This is a genomic window from Psychrobacter cibarius (genome assembly GCF_016107535.1).
Lineage (GTDB): Bacteria > Pseudomonadota > Gammaproteobacteria > Pseudomonadales > Moraxellaceae > Psychrobacter > Psychrobacter cibarius.
The window spans coordinates 74439-99714 of the sequence record NZ_JABASQ010000002.1 but is presented as its reverse complement, the minus strand read 5'-3'; the positions used below and the strand labels follow the sequence as shown (position 1 = coordinate 99714).

At 42.3% G+C, this 25276-nt stretch carries 20 protein-coding genes and 3 tRNA genes; 1 reads left to right on the top strand and 22 read right to left on the bottom strand.

Annotated elements, in window-relative coordinates:
• The first annotated feature begins 54 nt into the window (after window positions 1–54).
• A complete protein-coding gene (fdxA, locus tag JFC08_RS02435) occupies window positions 55–378 on the top strand; it encodes a ferredoxin FdxA (protein ID WP_055123496.1) in 324 nt (107 codons plus the stop codon).
• A 111-nt stretch (window positions 379–489) separates the two neighbouring features.
• Here the strand turns inward: fdxA and JFC08_RS13710 are convergent, their stop codons facing one another.
• The 22 genes from JFC08_RS13710 to JFC08_RS02325 form a co-directional block, all read right to left on the bottom strand.
• On the bottom strand, window positions 490–936 hold the full coding sequence (locus JFC08_RS13710) for a pilin (RefSeq protein WP_198329584.1): 447 nt from the start codon (window positions 934–936) through the stop codon (window positions 490–492).
• Window positions 937–1085: 149 nt separating this feature from the next.
• Window positions 1086–1517, bottom strand: a complete 432-nt coding sequence (locus JFC08_RS02425; protein WP_198329583.1) for a pilin — start codon at window positions 1515–1517, stop codon at window positions 1086–1088.
• A 319-nt stretch (window positions 1518–1836) separates the two neighbouring features.
• Entirely contained in the window at window positions 1837–2292 is a 456-nt protein-coding gene (locus tag JFC08_RS02420; RefSeq protein WP_227697604.1) for a type IV pilin protein, read from the bottom strand.
• The gene (locus JFC08_RS13950) at window positions 2292–2873 is read right to left on the bottom strand and encodes a type IV pilin protein (RefSeq protein ID WP_055123501.1); all 582 of its coding nucleotides are present in this window, start codon (window positions 2871–2873) and stop codon (window positions 2292–2294) included. The genes JFC08_RS02420 and JFC08_RS13950 overlap by 1 nt, the downstream gene beginning before the upstream one ends.
• 107 nt (window positions 2874–2980) lie before the next feature.
• Entirely contained in the window at window positions 2981–6946 is a 3966-nt protein-coding gene (locus tag JFC08_RS02410) for a pilus assembly protein (RefSeq protein ID WP_198329582.1), read from the bottom strand.
• Between the two features lie 109 nt (window positions 6947–7055).
• Window positions 7056–7886: a PilX N-terminal domain-containing pilus assembly protein gene (locus JFC08_RS02405; protein WP_198329581.1), complete on the bottom strand. Its 831-nt coding sequence runs from the start codon at window positions 7884–7886 to the stop codon at window positions 7056–7058.
• Between the two features lie 28 nt (window positions 7887–7914).
• Window positions 7915–8856: a PilW family protein gene (locus tag JFC08_RS02400; RefSeq protein WP_198329580.1), complete on the bottom strand. Its 942-nt coding sequence runs from the start codon at window positions 8854–8856 to the stop codon at window positions 7915–7917.
• Complete coding sequence (pilV, locus tag JFC08_RS02395) at window positions 8856–9551, bottom strand: type IV pilus modification protein PilV (protein ID WP_055123504.1); 696 nt, start codon at window positions 9549–9551, stop codon at window positions 8856–8858. The genes JFC08_RS02400 and pilV overlap by 1 nt, the downstream gene beginning before the upstream one ends.
• On the bottom strand, window positions 9545–10030 hold the full coding sequence (locus JFC08_RS02390; RefSeq protein WP_244656490.1) for a pilus assembly FimT family protein: 486 nt from the start codon (window positions 10028–10030) through the stop codon (window positions 9545–9547). Before JFC08_RS02390 ends, pilV begins: the two co-directional genes overlap by 7 nt.
• A 368-nt stretch (window positions 10031–10398) precedes the next feature.
• Window positions 10399–11250 carry a ComF family protein gene (locus JFC08_RS13695; RefSeq protein ID WP_227697603.1) on the bottom strand — a complete coding sequence of 284 codons (852 nt, stop codon included), beginning with the start codon at window positions 11248–11250 and terminating at the stop codon, window positions 10399–10401.
• A 27-nt stretch (window positions 11251–11277) separates the two neighbouring features.
• Window positions 11278–12705, bottom strand: coding sequence for a phospholipase A (locus JFC08_RS02380; protein WP_198329579.1), 1428 nt, complete (start codon window positions 12703–12705; stop codon window positions 11278–11280).
• A gap of 388 nt (window positions 12706–13093) precedes the next feature.
• Window positions 13094–15226, bottom strand: a complete 2133-nt coding sequence (locus JFC08_RS02375; RefSeq protein WP_198329578.1) for a cytochrome c biogenesis protein CcdA — start codon at window positions 15224–15226, stop codon at window positions 13094–13096.
• 67 nt (window positions 15227–15293) lie between these two features.
• A complete protein-coding gene (locus JFC08_RS02370; RefSeq protein WP_198329577.1) occupies window positions 15294–15857 on the bottom strand; it encodes a protein-disulfide reductase DsbD domain-containing protein in 564 nt (187 codons plus the stop codon).
• A 264-nt stretch (window positions 15858–16121) separates the two neighbouring features.
• Window positions 16122–16541 (bottom strand): type II secretion system major pseudopilin GspG, encoded by a 420-nt coding sequence (gene gspG, locus JFC08_RS02365; protein ID WP_045443801.1) that lies wholly within the window; start codon window positions 16539–16541, stop codon window positions 16122–16124.
• A 688-nt stretch (window positions 16542–17229) separates the two neighbouring features.
• Window positions 17230–18432, bottom strand: a complete 1203-nt coding sequence (gspF, locus tag JFC08_RS02360; RefSeq protein ID WP_055123510.1) for a type II secretion system inner membrane protein GspF — start codon at window positions 18430–18432, stop codon at window positions 17230–17232.
• An 81-nt stretch (window positions 18433–18513) separates the two neighbouring features.
• Window positions 18514–19569 carry a hypothetical protein gene (locus tag JFC08_RS02355; RefSeq protein WP_198329576.1) on the bottom strand — a complete coding sequence of 352 codons (1056 nt, stop codon included), beginning with the start codon at window positions 19567–19569 and terminating at the stop codon, window positions 18514–18516.
• Window positions 19570–19860: 291 nt separating this feature from the next.
• On the bottom strand, window positions 19861–20796 hold the full coding sequence (locus tag JFC08_RS02350; protein WP_198329575.1) for an AraC family transcriptional regulator: 936 nt from the start codon (window positions 20794–20796) through the stop codon (window positions 19861–19863).
• Between the two features lie 532 nt (window positions 20797–21328).
• Window positions 21329–21404 (bottom strand) — tRNA-His (locus JFC08_RS02345).
• Window positions 21405–21443: 39 nt separating this feature from the next.
• Window positions 21444–21520 (bottom strand) — tRNA-Arg (locus JFC08_RS02340).
• A gap of 96 nt (window positions 21521–21616) precedes the next feature.
• A tRNA-Pro gene (locus JFC08_RS02335) sits at window positions 21617–21693 on the bottom strand.
• Between the two features lie 243 nt (window positions 21694–21936).
• Entirely contained in the window at window positions 21937–23517 is a 1581-nt protein-coding gene (locus tag JFC08_RS02330; protein WP_226914289.1) for an McrC family protein, read from the bottom strand.
• A gap of 12 nt (window positions 23518–23529) precedes the next feature.
• The gene (locus tag JFC08_RS02325; protein ID WP_198329574.1) at window positions 23530–24987 is read right to left on the bottom strand and encodes an McrB family protein; all 1458 of its coding nucleotides are present in this window, start codon (window positions 24985–24987) and stop codon (window positions 23530–23532) included.
• Between the last annotated feature and the right edge of the window lie 289 nt (window positions 24988–25276).

Genomic DNA, 25276 nt, shown 5'->3' with positions numbered 1-25276 from the left:
TCTTTTAAAAAGGATAAATTATATTAGCCAATCCAATAACAGGTAGACCTCACTATGACCTTTGTCGTTACAGATAACTGCATTCTTTGCAAATACACCGACTGTGTGGAAGTCTGTCCTGTGGACTGCTTTTATGAAGGCCCGAACTTCCTCGTCATCGATCCTGATGAGTGCATCGACTGTGCGCTATGTGAGCCTGAATGTCCCGCCAATGCTATCTTCTCAGAAGATGAAGTACCAAAAGGGCAAGAGATGTTTACTCAGCTAAACGAAGAGCTGGCACAAAAATGGCCAAACATCACTGAGATGAAAGGTCAGTTGCCAGAAGCTGAAAAGTGGGATGGTGTGGAAGGTAAGATTCAGTATTTAGAGAAGTAACGTTTTATTAAAGCACTTAATTTTTTGAGATAATAAAAATCGACCTAATAGCGATATGCTACTATGTCGATTTCTTATTACTAGTAATTTTATATATTATCTTGATAAAATTTACTGGCATGCCCAAGGTAAATATTTATTTGAAATACCTGCTGAAGCTCTACACTGCCAAACTCCATCAGCGTTACGATCAAGGCTAAGAGTCTCACCTTGCACATAATTTAAATTTTGTATTTGACAAATGACTGCATTTTCAGTTTTAGTACCAGTATTGGGTGCTGTAACGCTGAATTGACAATAATTCGTCTTCGCTCGTATATTCATCTCTGTAGGTGAATAACCTATCACTCCTGCTCCCTGATCTGCCAATATCTGATACGGTAATCGAAATTGATTTAGTTCATGATGTATAGAGGCTAATTGAGATTGTCTAACTTGCGTCTGATAGCTTATAGTAGCTATCGCAGCAAGAATACCAATTATCGCAATCACTATCATTAGCTCTATTGACGTGAAACCAGACTGCGAATCAGAATGAGAATTCAAAGTTAAGTTCATAGTGGCAATAGCTCCAAGGTCATATATCTATTAGTGCATGCATGATGTCATTATGGTTTAATATATTTAATAGACAATAAAAAAGCCAAACATATATGTTTGGCTTTAATTATTTATAAATAATATATCTACAACAAAATCACTATATTTTAGATACAAGCTTTAGGTGATAACTTATCATCAACGGTTGTAGTACAAGTCCATACTCCACTAGCTCCAGGAGCATCTGCAGTACGAGTCCATGTGATAGATTCACCACTGATCTGGGAAGTTCCTTGTAATGTACATTCTAGCTCTGCAGAACCATCTGCTGCAGTAACTGATGCACTAATTGCAGAACATGCTGTTGACTTTTCTGGTAAGCCAACTGCCTCTGCAGTAGTAATATCTGCATCTATACCTTCCGCAAGCTGCGATTCGGTATTTATTTTGCCCGCAGTTATGTCAGCTAATCCGACAGATACTTGCGACTTAGCAATATAGTTCTGATACTGAGGAATAGCGATCGCAGCTAGAATACCGATAATAGCAATAACGATCATTAGTTCGATTAAGGTAAAACCTTTTTGAGCAGTGTTCATAAGAACTCCTTTAGGGTATATAAAGATAAATGGCTGCTTTTAATACAGCCGCATTTTATCTTTAGTAATATAATATGTTTGTTTCTCTTATAGGAGATGTTGCATATAACGTGCCAAAAATAATGGCTATAATGTACATGCGTGCTAAGTACCCGATTATTATTACTATTTTTGCATAAAAAATGATGACTCTAATAGTAATTGACAGATAATGTTACGCTTACCCTACTGAAAATTGTCAGTTCACCTATTATAGGTAGTAAAAGGTAAGTCTTACTGACAATTTTTGTCAGCTTAATTTATACATAGAGATATTTTCCTAGTCATTCCAATCATCTCCAGTACCGCAGACGCTGCCGCGACACTTATTATTTTGATAATTAAGACTGAGCGTTCCATCATTTGCCATTTGGCTGCCAGCTTTTGGCGTGGCAATGATGCGCCACTCGGAAGTGAGCGGATTGGGGGTAAAGCTGATGGTATAGAGCGCATTGCCTTGTTTAGGAAAGTCGCCACCCAGTCCCGTCACTAAAGCATTGCTGTAGCTACCTTCTACCAATTTACGACTTTGAATCTGTGATGCAATATTGTGCATTTCACTCATCATATCCGTGCGTTTAGACTTCATGACATAGCGCTGATAGTTTGGATAGGCAATTGCCGCCAATACACCGATGATAGCGACGACAATCATAACTTCTACCAACGTAAAACCACGCTGATGCATTAGTTTATTTTTCCATAATGGATGACATTTATTAAAACTTGCTAGCATTACCACGTCTCCTGTCCAGCACCACAGTCAGTCGCTGCAATATCAATACTGCTGATATTTTGACAATGCAGGCCTGTACTGGTCAATACGATATAATTGGCACCTTTCGTAATCCCCGAACTGTTCGGTGTGGCTAACATTTTCCATCGACGACCAGTAATGCTATCCACACTACCAGCTGAGGCAGTTGTCACAAGGGATTTACTCGTGTCACCACCGTCAACCAGTGCAATTTTATAGCGATAATTGCTTGCATCACTACCGTCTGGTACATAGATAGTCTTATTATCATTTTCATCATAACGATAAGCCGCTATATTATTACTAATGACTTGTGGTCTAAAACCTTGATAGCTCAACGCTCTCGAACGCCAGCGCTCAAGCTCTATCTGTGTCTGCAACATTTTTGCTTGCACATCACGCTCAGCATTCAAGATGGCATATTGACGATAGCTTGGAACAGCGATGGCAGCCAGTATACTGACAATAAAAATGACAATCATCAGCTCTATAAGCGTAAAGCCTCGCACACCGCTATGCGCTACCGTACTTACTGTCTTATTGATGGGCGACTTGGTCATACGCGGTGTCCTGTTGTGAGTGCGAGTAGAGTCATTTACTTTTAATGACTCTAAGGATGGTACTTAGCAAGCTTATGTATACATTTATCACTACACTACTAACGCTGTTACTTTCTTTCATACCATGCTCGCGGTTGTAGAGTATAGCGCTCATTGAATAAAAACTCAGCAGCCGTACCATCACCTGTTGCCTGTGTAGGACGACTCGGCTCCCCTGGGTACAAGTCTTTGATATTACTATCGTTCTTTATACCATCCAAACCGTACCCTGCACGATTAGCTGCTTCTATACGATCAGTAATGGTCGTTGTACCTATCAATATTTTGACGTCTGTATTGTCCTTGTCGTATGCGCCAAGGGTCAATTCCTGAATACCCTGACCAGCAGGTATATAGCCACCCGTTCCTGATACTGAAGTGCTATCCATACAAACACCATAAGGTAGGCAGTATAATTGACGCTCTGAGCCACCCGATATCTTAGCTGCACAGCTAGCCACTGTACCGTATTGCTTATCTGGATTATAAACCGTGGTATATAGCAAGTTGTTGATGACTGCACTATCACCAACGCCTTTATTATGCCTAACATTGTTGTATCCATCGAATCTCGTCAACGGATAATACCACCCCTGTTTACTTCCTTTGATCATATTTACCTTGGCAGCATTTTTCTGCGCTTCAGAAGGAGAAGCACCAAGGGTAGTCGCTAAGTTAACCAGTTCACCTTCTGTTAGATTTTGCGCTACAGGCGTAAATCCACTTTTGTATAAATCAGCGTTGGTAATATCGGTGTCAATGATGCCGTAGACACGGTTGGCGTAGTCATTATTGTTACGCAAAGTAGATAAAGGTGCACTACGATTACCTGAGATAACGTTGACTAACGCAAAGAGCTTGCCATTATTAGCAATGGTTTGCCCACTAATCCCTTCATTACGATAAAAACTAACGATGGGGCGATCATAGAAACGATACGCATATTTTTTAAAAGCCTCAGTGCTAGGTGCGGCATTAAGCACTCGTGTAACACGCTTATTTGAGAAACTGGCCACTTCAGTAAAACCATATTTTTCAGGACGAGCATTCTCAAAATCAGCACGGAATACTTGTCCGCCCAAATCAGCTGCATATAAATGATCCATAAGACCATCGTTGTCTCTATCAAGTACAGTAATACCACCAACCATACTATTGATCATCTTGTCGGTTTTGATATTCTTTGTACTGCCTGACTCACCACTGGTCGACCATATCAGTTCACCTGATTGGGCGTTAATCACATAGATAGCATTACCTTTCGCAGGCGCACTAGCTGTTGGTACATAGCTATCATCTTCGTATTTCATATCATAACCACCACCAAACACTAGTACATTGATAGGGTCAGCATCCTTACTCATACGAATTTTGGCTGATGTTGGTTTGTTCCAAATTTGACCTAGACGCTCAAAACCGACAGTGTTAGATTTAGCAGTCGTGGTTGAACTCAGTCCTGCTTTAGTAATGGTAAACAGCATTTTTGGTTCAGCTTTTTTACTAATATTCATCCCGTAAAAAGCCTCACCGCCCATTCTTAGACCGCCATAGGCAAACATACCTTTCTCACCTGCTACCTCTTCTACTTTTACCTGCTTTCCAGGCAAATCAAAGTTGTAATCCGTTGTTACCAACCACGGTGCATCAACGCCAAAGTAAGGTTCGCCCACTCTATCTCTAATCGAACCATCTACTAACGCTTCTGGTTGGGCAATCAACATAGACCTCGGGATGATAGCCACTTCTTCTTTGCCATCATCAGCATCAACCAAATGCAAGGCACCGTCCATAGAACCAAATAAAACATAATCATCACGGGTATCAGTAATACGCCCGTTATCATCTAAAGTAGCGCTATAGGAGATCGCTTCAGGCTTAGAATGTACCACTCCGCCCAAAACTTTAGTTTCATTCGTTGGACGAGTCAGTACTAAATTTTTCACCTCTGTCGTGGAGGTAGGCTGTCCATCGTTGGTTAATACACTGGTAAAACCTAAAAAGCTCAGTAAGCGGCGTTGATTTAGCTGACTGTACGCTCCTGTATCTATTAGCTTGTCAAACCCTTGCGGCTTACCGCTACTATCCACACTCAATTTACGTAAAATCGGTGTGGTATTACCACTCGAAGTATAGTCCTCAACATAAAGGCTACGAACACTACCAAGGCTTGAGCTTGGTGTACGCAATTGCGCATAAACACCACCAGCGGTAATATTATTGTTGGCTATACTGCCTTCTACTTTGAAATCAGCAGTTTGCCATAGATCTTGAGTTTTCTCATCAAGGTTACCTGCGACATCTTTGTATAGCAGTTTGCTGCTATTACCGAATAGCGTGCCTTTATTCAGCTCATACTTCTTAAGGTTGCCTCTCCAAATACTGGCTGCTGAAGCAATACTAGGATCGAGCATCGGTAGATAGGCATAGGGTAGTTGGTTTGCTGCGCGATAAGGATCCTCTGGAATAGTAATAGTACCTGAAGGTGCCGTATTGATTATCTGTACCAAGCCTGAGGCAAAATCAACAATACTGGCAGCAATATCTGCTGACTCTTCGGTATAGTAAAAACCGCCATCACCAAAGGTTTTGACTTCATTGTCACCTTTACGCTCACCCAGTTTACATAAATTCCGAGTATTCGCGTTTACACTTCTACCACTATCACAGTCTGTGACTTCTTTCGTTTTTCCATCGATAACGATAGAGCGTTTGCCTGTCAGTCCATCAAAGGCTTTACCAAAACCAACAGTGGCGGTTTTTATCGGCAACCCAAGAGGGTTATTGGCTGGGTTACGTAATACTTCTGCATAGTCAGCCATACACCCCCAAGCACCGTTGCTGCTACCACCAGATAGACCATTACAACTACTGACTGACAATGGTGATGTAGCCCCTAATAATGAGGTATTCATTAATGTTTTCGATCTATCGTTGCTACTACCATTCGGCTCACCATCCGTTAACAGATAGATGCCATTTCCACTACATTCTTTTGGGTTTAAAGGAGACTTATAGCTATTTTTACCTTGAGTTTTGGCTGTCTCTACTGAGTCATTGAAACCGCTATCTCTATTGTCGCTACCTTGATAATAAAGACGGTCGTAATAACCAGTATTGACTGTAGAATCATAACTGGGCAGGATAGATTGATCCCATGACCAAGAACCCCAAGTACTGCACGTATAGACGTATTTATTGAGACCAGTGTCAAGTGATAGTGAATCGGCGTTTTTTTCACATTTACGGTACTGGTAGTAGTTTCCACTTACGCCACGCTCACCAACGATTTTTATGTCAGGTGCCGTTGTAGTACCCATCATATAAGCCCCGGACTCTGCTAGAGCATGTGAGGTTGGTGTACCACCGGTTGCTTGTAAATCTTTCGTTGATTCAATCAATTTGGCACGTTGTTCAGCTGTCAGTGCTTTAGTTGGTACAACAACCACGCCTGAGCGACCATCTCCTTTATAGCTATAGTTACCTAAGCCTATTTCATAGTCGTCCGCTAATGAACCAGTGTCTTTTAAACTATTATCTGATTTATAGACATCATCTGCTAACAATTCAATAAGGGCTATTTGTAAACGCACCAATCTAGAATATCTTGTCACACGATTAACAGTACAACCACTAGGCGTGAAACTGATGGTCGCGTATTTATTTTGGAAGTCTTTAACCGTATTACCATCTACATCTCGAAGTAACCCGTCTTCAGCAGATGGATCAAGCTTACGCTTATAGATAACCGCATTGATTTTTTCTGAACTCACGGAGCTGGTACGACAATTTCGGAACGAGTTTCCATAATCATCGTCTATGAAACCATCACCCATACTACCTGAGGTATCCAACATCATAAAAATGGTCGCGGTGCCTGGTTTGGCTGGTGCATAAATCTCCAAGTCACCTATCGGCTTTCTATTGACAGTAGCGGCTTGAGTCACCGTACCAGTCAGCCCTATGACCACCGCTATCGCTAAAGCTTTGATAGGCCATGACTGTCGGTTAGACCTTTTGCTATATACATGTTGCATGACCTATTCCTTATATGTGTCAATTCAATTTGCTAACCATATGTCAATCATATCCCGATGGTCAGCTGCACAGATTTTTTGTCTATAAAATAGTTGCTAGTGACGAGTATTAGGTAGAAGGAAGCGTACAACGTAGGCCACTGCCTTTACCAAAGTCAACACACTGTGTACGCTCTGATTTATTCTCTACATTAGCCTTTTCATACAAGACTTTACTGGGAACACCAGCTTTTATCATGCAACCACCAATAGTGTTGTCTTTATTGCTAACGCTATCGACTTTACTAGTCTGCTCAAAACAATCTTTACCATTAACCTTTGGATCAGCATAAGCAGGTAATACAGAAGTGCTGTTGATATCAAACATAAACGCTTGACTGGAAATTGTGCCACTGTCTTGACCAATCGTATAACTACCAAATGCTTCATTGCTAGCACTTGGTGGTGTCAGTGATATATTTACTTGGGTCATGCTCGCATTACGTTCGCTGACATAATCAGCAGATTTAGCAGGATTACAATAGCCTTTGCCAGCGCCTAGTATATTACCCCCACCAGGTACAGTAATGGTTGTCTTATTAATGTCAAAAAACAGACTACGAGGACGGAAACAAAAAACATATTCATGGTTGGTGCTACTGGTATCTAAGATGAAGTGCCCAAACGGGCCACTACGTGACAGCATATCGTCATAAATACTGGCACTACTACTGCCATTGATACTTTGTTCAATATTCTGATTGGCGTTATCTGCTGACTGTAATAGCAAGGTATTGATTTGGTCACTGGTGGCTAGTCGCAGGTCAGTCGTACTTTGCTTAACAGCGATAACGCCCGCTAATATGATCAATACTAAAAACAGTAATACCACGATCAATACTGCGCCTTGCTGACTGGACAGAGACACTCTTGGATAATAAGACTGCTGAGTATTTGACATATTATTCTCTTCTTATAATGTTGCACAACTATTTACTAGCCGAGACGCCCGTCAAAGCCATGACACGAGCATTACGTAACAAAACGGTTGACTCATAACTACGGCGATAGTATTTCTTACGTGTACTGTCAGCTTTCAGTGTTTGCTCTTTACCAAGAAGGGTAAATGTTTCTTTATCAGCATCTGCTATTAAAGGCGTATCACTGCGGACAATAACACCGATCTTGACAGTGGTAATCGACGGTTTATCTGTCAACTCTAAGTATGTCTTAGCTGGCAGGTAGGTTAATTCATCGACACCTGTCTGAGTACCTAGTAGCACCTTAAATTGTTCTATCGTGGGTACGATAATCTCACCACTGCCGGTGAAAACAGAAGTAACAATACCAGTATCATTAACGCGTCCAGCATCACAAGCTAGAGCAAGCTCCCCTGTTGTATTGCCAGATGAACGTATAAAGTAACGTTCAACAACCCAATCATTGCTGTTGGCTGCCACTTCAGTTCCTTCACAATCATATAATAGATTTGGAGTGATATTTTTATATTGGATAGTCAGTTGATCACTGCCAATACTGTCTATATTAGATAACCCAGTCCAATCTGTACTGCCAGTGCTAGCCGTAAAATATTTAACATCAGTGGTATTACCACTGCCTAAATTACTTTTTGTTAAAACCACACCACCGTGATTGGTTTTATCATTAATACTAGTAATGGGATTACCTAAGTTAGTAATTCGAATATGATCTTCCAATGCTTGCATGGCGAAAATAGTACTGTCTTGTACTTCTGATGCACTCTGCTGCACTGTGATGGTTCGAGTATTGATTAAATACACTTGCATGACTGCAGCAGAAATGAGTAGGCCCAGTACTAAAGAAATCATAAGCTCAATAAGCGTGAAGCCTGATACAGCTGCTGGATAACGGTTAAGCTGATGATGACTTGTTTGGTTTTGCTCAATCATTAGTAAGCCTCCGATATCAGACAGTGACTGCCAGTTTTATATACCCCATTATTTGTCGCGCAAGCCTTTGTATCGCTATCACTCATAATAGCTTTTGTATCGTTCCATGCAGTAACGATACACATCTGCTGTTGAATAGCTTCTGCTGATGTACCTGGACATGTCGTAATCGCAAGCTTAATCTCTTCATCAGCCGCTATTTTTTTGACCATCAAGGCATCTCGAGCAGCAAGCTGATCTATACTACAGGGCTGTTTTGGTATCTTTTTACCACTGACTGTTTCAACTTCTGTAGAGAGACAATTGGCACCTGAAGCCAAGATCGAAATTGTTTTGGTATCCTTAACAATCGTCCCATCAGCCTTGGTTTTGTTACTAGAAACAGTGACCGTATTAGTAGCTGGGCTACTCATAACAGCTTGTATAGTTGGTGTTGCCCCCGAAACATCTGAAGCAGAACTAGTAAAGGTTGTACCGCTACCAGTAACATAAGCCTCAGGATAAGCACGCATTACTTCAGCCAAGTTACGAACCACCGTTAAAGACTTAGTTCGTACAAGACTTTCATCTGTTGCACTGACGGCTCGTACTTGTAGTGCGCTAAAGCCTAATACTGCAACAGATAGCAATAATACGGCGACTAACACCTCTATCAAACCAACACCACGCTGATGAGTTAATTTATTTGTTAGCATGACACTCCCGTCTTAATATCGATGTTAGCAAGTTTACTGACATTAACCTTTTTGGGTATAGTCGATGTCTTTGCATCACATATAGTATAGGTAACTGCCGCATCAACACGCTTGCTAGGTTCAAACTTAATACTGGTTTTAGAAGATTTAATAATGCTCTTACTATCGTAACGGTAGCTTGCTATTATCGCCGAATCTGCATTAGTAATATTTATCACTTTGGGATTACTACTATCCTTATAGATTAAAGTAATGGGTTGACGACGAATCAAACTTTCGTTTTTTGCTTCCTTTAACGCATTAGCAAGTGTAGCTGTTGTCGATTTGACTCGCTGATTGGCAAGCTGAGTACTAATACTAGGCGCAGCAATACCGACAATAATAGCCAATACTGCAATCGTTACCATCAGTTCAATCAGGGTAAATCCTGAGTTGGTTATTCGTAGCGTAAGTGGTAGATTGTTTGTAGATGCGTTCACATCAAATCCCTATTTATAACGGCAATTTTATAATAACTATTGTTTGTCTAATACCAATACTGGACTAAAAACATCAACAATGAATTCATATTTTCGTATCATTTTTGCCCGTCTTTTTATTGTTATTTAATCAAAATGCTGCAATTTATGTTCCATAATATTTGACAAAAGTTTTGCATAGAAATAACAATAGCCATAACAGTTATGCAAGCTATTTAGAAAATATCATTTTATAAGCAATGCTATTGAGTGATAAGCACAGTATTTTGGAATATTAATAACAAATAAACATATATTATTTTAATAATATAGCGTTAAGGCAACATATTAGCAACATATTAGTGATTAACAATAGAGAGGAACAGATTTTAAGACTGATTTCCATGCGCTAAAGCATAGGCAGAAAGATGGTATTTATGATTGGCTTGAATATCTGACATGGTAACTGTTTCAGACGGGGTAAGCAGTGTACGTCCCAATGCTTGTAAACTAGCGCCCGTGGTCGCAACATCATCAAACAATAATAAGCGTTTCACAGGAGGCTTTTCGATTAAAACAAAAGCATTGTCTAGATTACTCAGGCGCTCAGCACGTGTAAGCCCTTGCTGACTGACAGTGTCGTCAATGCGCTTTACACCATGCCATAAAGGTATCTGCCAATGCTTAGACAATTGCGCCGATAAAATACTGACAGGATCGAAGCCACGTTTGAGCAGTCGTTGCTCGGTTGTTGGCATGGCGACAATCACGCTATTATCATGATGACAACCATGAGGACGTGGTAGCTGACGTATAGCATGTAACAATAACGGCAATTTGGTCATGTCTTCATGATGCTTAAAAGCTCTGATCGCTTGACGCAGCGGATACTCATAATAAGTCGCCGTTTGGATGGATAAAACCGTACCAGCAGCAATATCAACATTGAAGGGTTTCGGCAACCACGCGATACTGTCATGACAATGCGAGCAAAGTAGTCCGCTGTTAAAACGGTGGTTAAATTGCTGGCGCAAATTAGCAAAAAATGAAGGATCGTTTGGCAGGGGTTTTAGGGAGTGCGGTATAGAATCAGCCGTTGGCAAGCTACGAATATTTGATAAGAGGTAATTTTGAGATAGCTGAGATTGTGGCGTGCTGCGATAAACACGGCACAACTGGCAGCGTATATCGAGATACTCTGCCAGCCATAGTCCAGTTTGATAAGGCGCTAAAAGTCGCATGGACGATTGTCAAAATGTGCGCTGATATTAGAAACCTTTCCAATCATTCAGTACGATACCAAAACCAATAGAGGTATTTTCGTGGTTATAATCGATGATGGATTCGCCATAGCCTTGGAAAACCTGAACAAAGCCATTAACATTCTCTGATAATGGATAAATATAATCGACTTGCGCCGCCCCTTTATTGGTGCTTGGATTGTAGCGGAATGTACCGCTCAGACTCTGTTGATCAGGCAAATCATATAAGAATTTGATATCACCGTAACCCATGTAGTCTTCGATATCTGGATTGTCTTCACTGCTGCTACTTTCACTATTCACTCGAGCCCACAGGCGCGGTACGATTGATAGCTTACCCCACTCTGCCCCTGCCATGAGATAAGCACGGTTCCATGAGCGTGATAACGGATCATCTTGTCCATTAGAATGATGAATGGCACCAGCACCAAGCATACGAAGACGACCACCAAAAGGTAAATCTGCGGTCACTGGCTGAGTCAAAAATATTTCAGGCTGATAGTCGGTGGCACGGAATGGTCGCGAGTTGTCTTCGTTATAGACTTGCCAATGTGACTCTTGGGTATAACCAAACCACAAATCAGCACTGGTATCGAATAAGTCTTCGGCAACTTTGGTCTTCAAAGACAACTGAAATTTTAGTTCAGTATTGCGTATGTCATTAGAAGTAAAAGACTCTGTTTCCTGTGACGGCGTGCTTGGATCTAGGTTAGGGTCAAAGGTATAAAATACTGGCAATACATAGGTCGGTCGGTATGGTCTGACGGTCCAAGTCCCACGCTCACTGTTTTTATCGAGATCATAGGATAAACTAAGCGGTGTATATTTTTCGATATCTTTTTGAGTGACCCCAACATTTTCTAAAACTTGTGCTTCTCTTTGCGTTAGCCCAACGGTGTCTAAACCTTCATTAGTAGCAGGCGCGCGCGCAACTGAGTCAGTAGCGGCATTATTAGCCCCAGCAATGGTAGATTTTTCTTCTACAAAGACAACTTGCGGATTACCTGAAAGCGTACTTTGAAAGGTTTTTGCCAAATCTACTGGCTGCTTAGTTGTGGTGTAGCTCGGCGTTTTACCTTCTTCAGCTACTTTGTCAAAGCAAGCCAAACGTGCGGCACTGGTCTGTACTTGAGTACATTCAAAAAACAATTTCGCTTGCTGGGCGATAAATTCTTTACTGACTACTTGGCGATCTTGCGCAGCTGTATTGGCATCCTGTGATACCTGATAATCTTCATACTCAAACGCTGCCTCCGGTACTGGTAACTCATTATCGCTCTGAGTTTTATCGGCAGCTTGGACTTGCACGGTAAAGCAGGTTAACGCTAGACCAACAGCAATATTCAAATAATGCTTTCTTGTCTGAAATAAAGTGTTTTTGCGCGCTGTAATAAGAGGTATAGGGCGGCGCTGTGCGGTGATATGGGAAAACATAAGTGTCCTTTATCTAACTGACATTATCGCCAGCAGAGTATATAAGATAATGAGTATGACCATTAGCGTCATCGCTAAAATAAACCCAATGACATTCAGACATAGAAGTGAGCAATTACAACGAGTAATGCGCCTTCAGCATTGTTGCTTTATTGTAATGAAAATGTGTGGACTATACTAGCCTTATCGCTGCCCTATACCAATGTAAATATCAATAATCAACGCTAAACCAAATGCTTAGCGTCAGGATGTCAGGTAACCATTGATAAAAATAAAAGAGCCAACGTACTGTATGAATAGTACATTGGCTCTTTTGTATTGTTAAGCCTTTAGAAAAGACTTATTCGTTTTATTAAGTATCAGTTATTAAGTATCAGTTATTAAGATATCAGTTATTAAGCATCGTCAATGCTTGTTCAAACTCTGGACGATCAATCTCACCTACTTGTTGATTGGTCAACTGACCGTCTTGATAATATAGCAATGCCGGTGGGCCGAACAATTTATAGCGCGCTAAGATTGCTTTAGAATCGTCAGTGGTTTCTGTTATATCCAGTTTCACCAATTGCCAATCCTGCATCTGCGCTGGACGATTATGAAATAAGTTTTTATCCATAATACGGCATTCGATACACCATTCAGCAGTGACATCGACAAGCACTTTAGGGTTGGCGGCGATAATGGCATCTAACTCAGTCAGCGTTGTGACGGTTTTATCTGTTGTATTACTCATGGCTGGCTGACCAGTCGTCTGCATCATCGGAGCAGCACTTAAAGATGCCAGCGGATGCAAGCTATCATCGTTACCCAACGCCGCGCCGATGATTAAACATGTTGCCCAAATACCGGCAATTAACCCTAATGCTTGGGTCAGCATACGACCTTTACCCAACCAACTCCACGCCCACATCGCTACAACCATAAACCATAACGCCCATACCATTAGCATCACGGGTGAGATAAAGACGCGCTCAATTAATAATAAAGCAACGGCAAAGAGTAATAAGGCAAAACCTTGCTTGACCCAGTTCATCCACGCGCCCGCTTTCGGCATAATTTTACCTTGGGTGGCTCCAATTAAGATAAGCGGTGCGGATAAACCAAAACCCAGCATAAATAAAGCCGCAAACCCAAGTAGTGGACTACCAATCGTCGATACGGCAAGCAGTGCCCCAAACAATGGCGCAGAAACACAAGGCGATACTACGAGCGCAGATAAGAAACCCGCGATTAAACTACCGCCCGTACTGCCCAGCTTGCTATCCCCTGCTTGACTCAAGCCTTGCATTTTATTACTAATAAATCTCGGTAAGCGGATACTAAACACACCCAGCATATATAGTGCGAGTAGGACAAATACAATCGCAAAACCAATCAGGATAATGGGGTTTTGTAGCCAGCCGATAATGCCTAATGATTCACCAAACACGGCGATAACTGCGCCCAAAATACCATAAGCCGTTGCCACGCCAATAGCGTAACTGGTGGTGAGAATAACACCGCGTTTCACCGTTGGGTTTTCCTCACGGGCAACGATATTGGCAACGATTGGCAACATTGGTAGTACGCATGGTGTCAATGCCAAACCCAGCCCTGCTAAAAACAATAATACCAATGCCAACCAAGGATGAGAAGCCAAACCAAAAGGATCGCTATCAGTGGCATTAGCTCCAGCAACAGTATTATTGGTTGTTGCTGGCACTTCACTTGTCGCAGTGCCATCGACGCCTTGTTCATCTGCGCCAGAAATCGTATTGGTAGCGCCAAGCTCTCCCTCTAAAGCCTCATCATCCAACAAGGCATAATCAATCACCCCATCATCAGTCAGCGCTTGCTCTGCTGCAAGACTATCGGCAACCGTTGCACTTGACTCGGCGGTATTGTCATTATCTGTCAGACTGTTGTTAGCAGCTTCTTGAGTAGAAGTACTAGCGCTATTTCCTGCAATTTGTGGCGTTGTAGCAGCGATATCAATCGTCGTTTTAATTTTTTCAGGTGGATAGCATAGCCCTGCTTTGGCACAGCCTTGCCAGCCAATCACCACGGCGGCATCGTTGACGCTTTTGCCATTACTACTGCTCAAGGTCGTCGTCGCCACCATATTCGCTTGGTCAAACACCAGTACTTTTCCGAATGTCGGATCATCGATTGAGACTGGCTTTTGACTAAAGGTAAAAGGCGCAGCGGTCACGCCAGCTGGCAACGTCAGTTTGATTTGGTCTTTATAAACATAATGCTCAGGCGTAATGTCAAAGTTAATGGCTAAGCGCGTGCCATTATTGGTAGCTTTACTGCTATCACTGACTTGGAAAGCTTTGTCCACTGGTAAAAACTTCGTCTGTGCCGCATTTTTATCACTGCTAAATAAATCACCCAGCCCTGCCGCATGCGTCATCATGGGCATAGCAGCCAGTCCTATAAACAACGAGCTACTAGAGACCGCACATGCTAGTAGATAAGATTTTTTAAACGAGCGATGTACCGTTAGCGATGGTTTTTTTTCTATTGTCTTGATGGACATGAAGAGCTACCTATTTATTACCTAATATTCTATTTACTACCAATATTTGAGTCGATCGGCTTGTGGTCTATTTGCGTGTCACGGCGATATCAACCGTGGTTTTGATTTTCTCTGGCGGATAGCATAGCCCAGCTTTTGCACAGCCTTGCCAGCCAATGATAATCGGTGCATTTTTTGCGCCTTTACCATTGTTAGTAGTCAGAGTCGTGGTTGCTACCATATTTTTTTGGGTAAAAACGGGAACCTTACCAAAGGTTGGGTCGTCAATGGAGACCGGCGACTGACTAAAAGTAAAGGGAGTTGCACTCACGCCCTTAGGAAAACTGAGAGTAAGCTGATCTTTATAGACATAATGACCTGGCGTAATATCAAAATTAATAGATAATCGCGTGCCCTTAGACGTGGCCTTAGTGCTGCTAATAACTTGAAACGCTTTATCGACAGGCAAAAACTTCGATTTTGCAGCACCATTATTAGCAAATAACTCGCCCAAACCTGCAGCTTGAGCGCTCATAGATGCCATTGACAACCCTATCATCAATGAAGTACTCATGATTGCAAGTGCGTGAGGCAACTTAGAGACTCGTTTATTTATAATGACGGCTTGTGAATTGAGTTTGTTGGTAAACATGAGTAATGACCTCTACTGGCTGATTTTAATGACAAATAAGCGGGGCGATATGACTGGTATCAAACGTATAGCTTTTTGGAAAAATGGATGGTTTGACACTACCTATGGAATGCCACGCCACTTATTTTACTGATATAAAAATATCAACCAATAAGGTCTTATTGGTTGATATTTAAGAGCATTAGAGCGGCCGTCACTAATAAACATACTATTGAGTAAGGGATCGTTAGCTACCCATATTTTAACTGCTCATCAAGCTAATACTTATAATTGAGCATAAAGATCAGCATCTTGACCTTCGCCGCCTTGCTGGCCATCTGCACCCAGCGAGAATAAATCATAAGGACGACCTTCACTGCCTGGGGCGACATATTGCATCTCGTTTTCCCAGCCATCTGTTGGATAGCCGCCTTTGATATAACCACCATCTGGGTAGTTTTTGGCCTCTGCTGGCGGTGTGGTTAATGCTTCTAAACCTTGTGCGGTAGTCGGATAGCGCGAATTATCAACCTTATACATATCAAGGGCGTTGGATACTGTAGCAAGCGCTGTTTCAGTGGTCTTGACGCGAGCTTTATCACTTTGTCCCACCACTTTAGGGACAACTAAGCCTGCAAGAATTGCCAAGATTACAATCACGACCATGATCTCGATCAGAGTAAATCCAGACTGGTTATTACGCATAGACAGTGGCTTGTTGGCTCTCGTAGGAGCTGGCTTGTTGGCACTTATAGCACTTATTGGCATAGCACTTGTTGGCATAGTAGTTACTTGAATTTTGTCAATTATAGTCATCGCTTTTGTCATCGCTTTTGGCATCAGGGTGATGTAAATAGGAAAAGTGGCGTTCAAGTAACATTAATGATCGGCAATGATCGGCGTATTAATGAGCACTGAAACGATTATCACTATAAACCATGATTTTATTTTTATCTAGGGCGTGTCCTCAATTCAATCGTTTACTTTCTAAATGGGCTAAAAATAGCTAAATTTTGCCAAATAGCTTGTTAATATCTCGATATTATTTGCGCTACTTTCCTTGTTTGACGGTAATTTATCTCATTTTTATCACAATTTTTAAAATAAGGAAACGCCCTAGCACCGCAAGTAGATTGCTATGAACCTTGACTTTTATAAGCATCAATATTGAACCACAGATTGAACCACAGATTGACGAGTAATATTTATAAGGATAACTTTTGACTGACGCTTACTATAGCTTGATGGCTGGCTTTACCCTAATAAAAACGTGACTCAGTCAACAATCTACAACAGTAAGCAAATCTTAAGAAAGCTAGCGTAATATTTAGTAAGATGGCTACAATAGAAATGTGAGCGGGAGGCACACAAGCTCAGAATATTTGAGTGCTCATTATCCTGCCAGATCATTCATATTGACAATCGGCAGCATCACTGCCATTACGATAATCATGACTACCACGCCCATCAGCACTAGCATCAACGGCTCAAGTAGCGATAATAGGGTACTGATAAAGTTAGTGGCTTCCGCTTCCTGCATATTGGCGGCGCGGCTGAGCATATTTTCGAGCTCGCCTGAGTTTTCACCACTTTTAATCATTTGCACCATCATCGGCGGAAAGTAACTGGACTTTTCTAATTGACTCGATAAGCTTGAGCCTTCCGTCACCCTGTCAGCCGCAGTGATGATGGTTTTTTGAATGTGTAAATTGGTCGTCACCGCCGCACCAATATGCAATGCCTCAATCAACGGCACCCCTGAGCGTACCAATATCGCCAATGTACTGGCAAAACGTGCTGCATTCAGCCCTTTTGATAACCGCGCCAATATCGGTAGTCTTAGCACGATGCTGTCTATCGCTAACTTACCCGCTTGCGTCTGCGCAAAACGATAAAACAAAAACGCTGTTCCGGCCAATACTAGCAGCATCAGCCACCACCACTGCGTAATAAGATTAGATAGGCTAAGAACAATTTGGGTAATGAGCGGCAATGCCTGTTCAGACTGCTCAAACACTTTGACAATTTTGGGCACCACAAAACTCATCAAACCCATAATCACGCCAATTGCCATCACCATCAGCACAATCGGATAAACCATTGCGCCTTGGATTTTCTTTTGCAATGCAAAGCGGTTTTCGGTGTAATCTGCCAACTGGTTCAAGATTAAATCTAAGTGACCTGACTTTTCTCCTGCCGCAATGGTCGCGATATATAGTGGTGGAAAACTGGCGGCTTGCTGCAATGCTCGCGCCAAGCTCAAACCCTCTAATACATGCGAGCGCACGGCAAGCATGAGAGATTTAATATGGGTTTTTGGTGATTGTTTGGCGACGGCGGCAAGCGTTTCCTCTAACGGAATACCCGCTGCCAATAATACCGATAATTGACGGGTCAGCAATGCCAACTCGTAAGCAGACGGTTTTTTATAGCGGTTTTTATTCTGGTTTTGTCTATCATTGACGGCACTGACTTCAACGGGTGTCCATTGTTTATCACGCAGCTGCTGGCGAACTTGTCGCGCAGAATCACCTTCGAGCAAGCCTTTTTGCACACTGCCATGGTCATCTAACGCTTTATAATGATAAGCGGGCATAGCAGCGAATATCCTAAAGTGGTCAATAAGAAAAGGTAATAAACAAGGACTTATAAAGGAGGTCTATCGAGATTCAATGGCTTAAAAAAGCGGCGTGGAATCGCTACTGTCTGGCATCAAACCTTGCAATAACAAAACATCTAAGTGCTGCTGCTGCAGTTTTTTATCGAAGTCGTTGACCTCAGCAATGAGCATTCTCTCGATACGCTTGTCACTGGCAAAGACACTCAATCGCGCACAGATAACTGCCAATTGATAAATACGTTTTTTACAGTAGCCATCCAGCCCTTGTAGCAGTCTAACCATGTATGGCGTCTCCAGACTGGCATAATCGTAATCAGCTATAACCTGCGAACCAAGTGCCGTAACACCATAGCTAATAGATAGATGGGCACAAAAATAACAGCTGAATAAGTAGCCAACGACATGTCCAATATAATAGCCGCGGTCATAGGTAAAACTACTCACGCCGAAGTGCCCAAGTACATAGCTATTTAGACTGCCTTGATCACGAATAGGCTTACTGTTCTTTAATTTGCCAACGGTGGCAAAGCATAGCGGATTTCGCCCATCTTGAGTAGTCAGTTGCCAACCTGCTTGTTGCTGAGCTGGCATATGACGGACAATATCAGCGATGATGTCATCGACCACATGCAGTTGCTGCCAAAGACGCTCTAATCCATCGGTATCCATCAAGCCGCGTTTATCAAGCTGCTGTGCCAGCAAGTATTGCTGATGTTCTGCGAATTGTGATTTGAGCGTTTGTACCAAATAAGTAGGTCGCGTGGCAGCGGATGCCATATATAATAATCGCGTACGCTCATGCTGGGTACGATACAGTGCCACACGCTGCTCGGCAATATTCATCTCGCTAGCAGCAGGCTGCTGCACCCTGCTATGGGTATTAGACAACTCATCAGCTGCGCCTTTAACAACTGTCTCTTTGACGACTGCCTTTTCAATATCTGGCAGCGTAAACAGTGCCAATAACATCGCTTTGTCAGGTGTCGCACCCGCCTTGTCTTTTCGACCATGCTTGACGTTGCTTGGATTCATATCGCTTTGTTTTTTAGCGGACACAGCTGAGCCTTGTTGGCTACTGGCTCCTGCGCGTGGCTTTGCGGTCGGTTCAGTCATAACATACCATCAGCAGCAAAAATAAATATCATTTAGAACAAACGATCTGACCACCATACAGTGACATATCTTACGCTAAAAACAAGCGTTCGCGCCTAAATGACTCATTATTCCATAGTACCTGAACACAAGCACATTGTCAGCTGTCCATCGTCAAAATACTCTCTATCAACACCTGTCAACAATAGACGAAATATCTTCATAAAAGTCTCATACTTCACTATGAGAAAACAAAAAAGCGTTAAGGGCCTAATGGCAACCTTAACGCTTTTATGGTGCATTAACGATACGTTATGCGATGTTTTCTTGTTGATATTGTTGACGATAGGCTTTTGGTGATAACCCATAAACGCGCTTGAATGCTTGACTAAAGGTCGAGTCTGACGCATAGCCAACCAACTCACTGATACGGCCAATACTGTTTTGCTGCAAGCGTAGATAACGGGCCGCCAAGCGCAAGCGATAATCAATTAGATAAGTCAGCGGCGGCATACCAACTGTATCTTTAAAGCGCTGCGCAAAGCTCGAGCGTGACATTCCTGCGACTTCAGCCAGCTTATGAATGGTCCAGTGTTGATTGGGCGCTTGATGCATCGCTGCTAACGCCTTGGTCAAAAACGGGTCTTTCATGGCTTTTAGCCAATTCTCTGTGGCCTCAGGCAAACTTTCAATATAAACCCGCAAACATTCAATCATCATAATACTTGCCCAATGATTGATGATCGCGGTCTTGCCCATGCGCTCACGCTCGGCTTCTAAGGTCAGCAGCTTAATCTCGACATCAATGACCTCAAACCTACCATCAGACTCATCATTGATTTCAGGCAAAATCGCAGGCAGCACAGACAACAAAGGACGTATCATTTCTTTGTCATACTTGCATTCAATCAATATCAGAGACGAGTTAGGATCACCGTTGCCATCGATATCAAGGGTGTTTTCCTTACAATGAGTCAGCAACTCATCTAGCGGTAGCGCATCGTCACCATTATGATCTAAGGCATAGCTCACATGCTTATGGGCACTGGGAATCATAATCATATCGCCTGCGTGCGCCTGTCGCAAACCATTGCCGACGTCGATACAAAAGCTCCCAGACATCACTAAATAAAATAAAATCGTATCTTGTCTAGTGATGGAATAAGACCAATTACCAGTCCCATTCAAACGATAATACTTGGTTTCAAACAAATGCACGTTTTGTAGCAATACGCTCAATGCGTCCATTAATCACTTCCTCAATAATATAAGATCCATAGCAGCGCATCTCAGACAAGCACTCACATCCCTACTACAGTCTTAGGCTTACTTAATCTATTCAATATATTTTTTAACTGACCTTTGGTTTTCTTAACACTCGTATCATCTTCAATGGATCACTTCTTAATGGATGACCTAATATATCAACGGGCTTTAAGACCTTATCATGATGCATCACTAAAAGCGTTGCCTTTGTTATTCTATATTTTGCTATTCTATATAAAGGCGGTTAAAGAATAACAAAGCAGGTTTAAGGCACGTACAGAGATAGCGAGTGTCTCAAAAGAGAACCTATAATAAAAATAAATGAGACAAAAGGCCAGTAAATCAATAGACAATCAAAGGGCTGATGAGTCTACAAATTTTAATCGCAGGGGGTAAGATAGGTTAAAACCAATCATACAGGCACAAAAAAAAGCCAAACATGGCAAGTATTATTATTTAGAATAAGGTTTTTATAATGAGGTAGAACAAGAAGAGGATAATGCAGAATAAAATATGGGGCGACTGATGGGACTCGAACCCACGACAACCGAGATCACAACCCGGGGCTCTACCAACTGAGCTACAACCGCCATAACTATTGCCTGATGAGGCAAGATTTGCAGGCTAAATGGTGCGCCTGGCAGGATTCGAACCTGCGGCCACCTCCTTAGAAGGGAGATGCTCTATCCAGCTGAGCTACAGGCGCTCTTAGAGGACTTTTATATACTAAAGCAAGTTTTAAATATATCAGAAACTAAACCATTATACATAAAAAAAAGCCTGTAAGGCTCTTAAAAATAGATGGTCGGAGTGATAGGATTCGAACCTACGACCCTCTGGTCCCAAACCAGATGCGCTACCAAACTGCGCCACACTCCGAAATTTCTATTATCACGATAGTTTGTTAATTAACTCGTTGTTGGCAATGCCACTAACTTGTTAACGTTCCTTGCTATCGAGGTGCACATATTAAGGGGAAAAGCCGATGGTGTCAACACCTATTTTTAATTAATTTAAAAAAACTGCTAAATTACTTAAAAAACGCTCATTTATCATAAAAACCACTATGACAAATCCTTTTCTCCACGATGCTAAGTGATACTTACTCATCGACAGCGCTCATTATACTCTATTCCAATCAGGAAGCAAGCCGCCGTTTATCGTACCAGTCAGAACATTGAACGGTACGAGCCACAATGGCGCAGGACTCACCTTTTCATCAGCAATATTATGGCTCTTATCATGGTTGTTAGCGCCATCAGTTTTTTTATAATCATGCACTTGTTGGCTGAGCGCAACTGGCAACCGCTCATTATCTTGTACTGGATAAACCAGCCACACCTGCCCTGCTTGATAGGCCTGAGCGTAACTCATCAGTTGATAAGCATCGCTGGCACTAATGCTGGCTGTCTGCGATAAATGCTTCCATTTAATATCGATGACATGGCTATAGTGACCTTTTTCTCTAGCTTCAATAACCGCAGTGCTACTCTGATTTTGACAATTATCATTAGCATCAGTTTTATATATGAGCAAATCAGGTCGTATAGACAGACATGCGCGCCCTTCTGCATCCGTTAGCCAGATACTTTGCGTTTGATATAACGGCTGATATTGTTGACTCACTTGCTGAAACATCGAGGCAATGCGCATACTTGCCCATTGTTCAAAAGCTTGATTCATATCAATCAGCAAGCATAAACGCGGAGACGACAGATTTTGCTTGAATGGTTTATTTGGCGCAATACCATTACCTGTTGCCACATTGGACTGCCTTAGTAACCAATAAGCCATATCTAACAACTGCTGAGCAGCTTGTAATTGCGGTGCTCGAAGCGGTTGAGCGGCTAACTGACGCTTTGCTTGCTTGTATATCGACTCTAACTGTGTCAGCTCTTGATAACTCAACGCCGCTACTCGCTGCCAAACCTGCAAAAATTTAGGCGCATCTGCTTTCGATAGCGTTGATTGAAAAAATAAAGGTGTCATCAAAACCAACGTGCTCTTAATCAGCCGATTACCTAGCATGTCTTGGCTCAGTATACTGCTCTCACAGACAAACTTATGCGGCTGCATGCTGTTGTGGCGCAATTGTTCTTTGATGAGCAGTCGACCTTGTAGCGATGCTTGATTATCGACCTGCGTCTGATAGTGTTTGCTTGGTCGATAATGAGCCAGCCGCTGCAAAAACTGCGTGATAAGCCAATCTGATAATGGCAGTACGTCTATCGATAGTGTCGCCAGTTGACTGCTAAATTGCCCTAGATTTTTTGTATTGGGTAACTTGTTTTTGGCATGACTGCTATTGGTCAAATCCGATAGCATGCCCTGCACCCATTGGCGAGTTTGCCTGATATCAGGGCGATGACTGGCATTCTGTGAAAGGTATGATTGCTGCGCGACTTGATCGCTAGAAGTTTTTGCTGCGAGTTTGGGTAATATCTCAAGCGTCATGCCGCTGGGCAGTAAAATAACCCCTATATAATGTCCGACTTTTAACTGCCATTGTCCCTGTCTGCGCTTAATGCTAAAAACCGCAAACTCTTGCGCCATCAACCAATGGAAATCAGATACCCGTAAGAAGTCATGCGCTGTTAGACGCTGATGCTCAAACACCGTGATGGTATTTACATCAAACGCATTAACGTTAGCACTATCAATATTATTGGCTATGACTTTATGACTAAAGCTATTATTTATCAACGCTGAGCACCTTTATGGATATAAACGTTGATAGACAGTGGATTTGGCAAATTCACCTACCCTCGCGATAAGGTCGGTATTTGTCCTATAGCCAGATGTGCTCATAGACTGACCGAAAAATGCATTTTGACCAGTAAACAGCGGATTTTGACTACTAGCATTCACTTGGTCATTCACACTGTCATTAATGGATGCGTGACTATCATGAATAAACTGTGCTTGCAGTGGCTGCTGCTCATCTCTAAAAATATATTGCAAAGTACCCTCTTGCCCACCCGTCGCTTGCATTAACTGCGGAATGATTTGTTCGACCAACACCGCTTGCAATTGTCCAAGATCCGTCACTGACCATAAAAAAGCATGACCCAATCGCGCTTCCATTCCCACTGTTTGCGTGATGCGATTATTCAAACCAGCTAATAGCTTTGCCAAATCTACCGTCGCTGGACTGTCAGCTTCTGAGTTTTGGGGTACATGAATGATGGGTAATAATTCTGGTTGCGGTGGACATTCGATAAAACGAAAGCGCCGACGTAATGCCATATCAAGTGGTGCTAACGAGTGATCTTGGATGTTCATCGTGGCATAAATATCAATGTTGGCAGGGATGCTAAAAGCCCGTCCAGAATAGGCCAAATGAACGGTCATCGCGTTTGCCATGCCAGCCCGTTTGTCTGGCTCAATTAGACTGAGTAGCTCGCCAAATACTCGTGACACGTTGGCGCGATTGATCTCATCAATTAAGATGGCATAACGCTGCTCTGGATCATTTGCTGCCCTTTGACACAATTTTAAGAATGCACCATCTTGAATGGCGTAATTCATTTGAGATGAGCTATTCATTGTATGATTAGACGCTACCATGACAGGGCGAATGCCTTCGACAAACTCTTCATAGCCATACGCTTGATGGAAGCTGACCATGGTGAAACGCTGCTGGCTAAAACCTTGATTTGGGTTAGCTTGGCTTTGGTTGACACTATTATCACGCTGCGCCTGCTGAAATTCGGCAAGTTGCTGCGATAGCTCTGTTAATAACTCAAAGCTTTCTGGCAGCAAATACCACGCACCGCCCTCATCTTTATCAAAATAGGCTTGGCTGACACGGTTTTTATAAGTCACAGTTTTTGAATTGGTAGGGCTATGCATTTGAAGGACAGACCAAGCCGTATTGCTTAAGTTTTTTTCGCGTGCATTCTGTGCCGCTTTCGCGACAAAGAACGCATGATTGACGATTTCAGGCACTTTTACCAAGTCTTGGTGTTTAGATTGAAAATCCAAAAGTACCAAGCATACAATTTCACGCCAGCTAAGCTCTTGCAATAGCTGCCCCAACAAATCTGCCTCATCGGCTCTCGGCAGATAATCGGTATATCGCTTAGCAATTTGTAACAGTCGATAGGTTTTCCCCGTACCAGCAACGCCTGTATAAATGATATTGGTCGGCGCATGAATTGACGTGTCAGGCATAGCTTCATCCAGCATAGAAAAAAGGAAATAAGAAAAATAATCAATAAGATACGCTAAAATGTCATCATTATAGCGTGGCTGTCTTTATGGCATCCAGCAGCACTGTTTATGAAAGCATCTGAGTGATATGATATTGCTTTGAGCGATAGTATTCCTAGCATCTAGAGTATCATGACGTTAGCCCTATTTTATAAGCGCAGCAGTTCATGCTAATAATAGTAGGCAGACGGCGGTTAATGTACCATAGTAAGTATGGCAGCTTGCACAATAGGCATCCTATCAGCTGCTA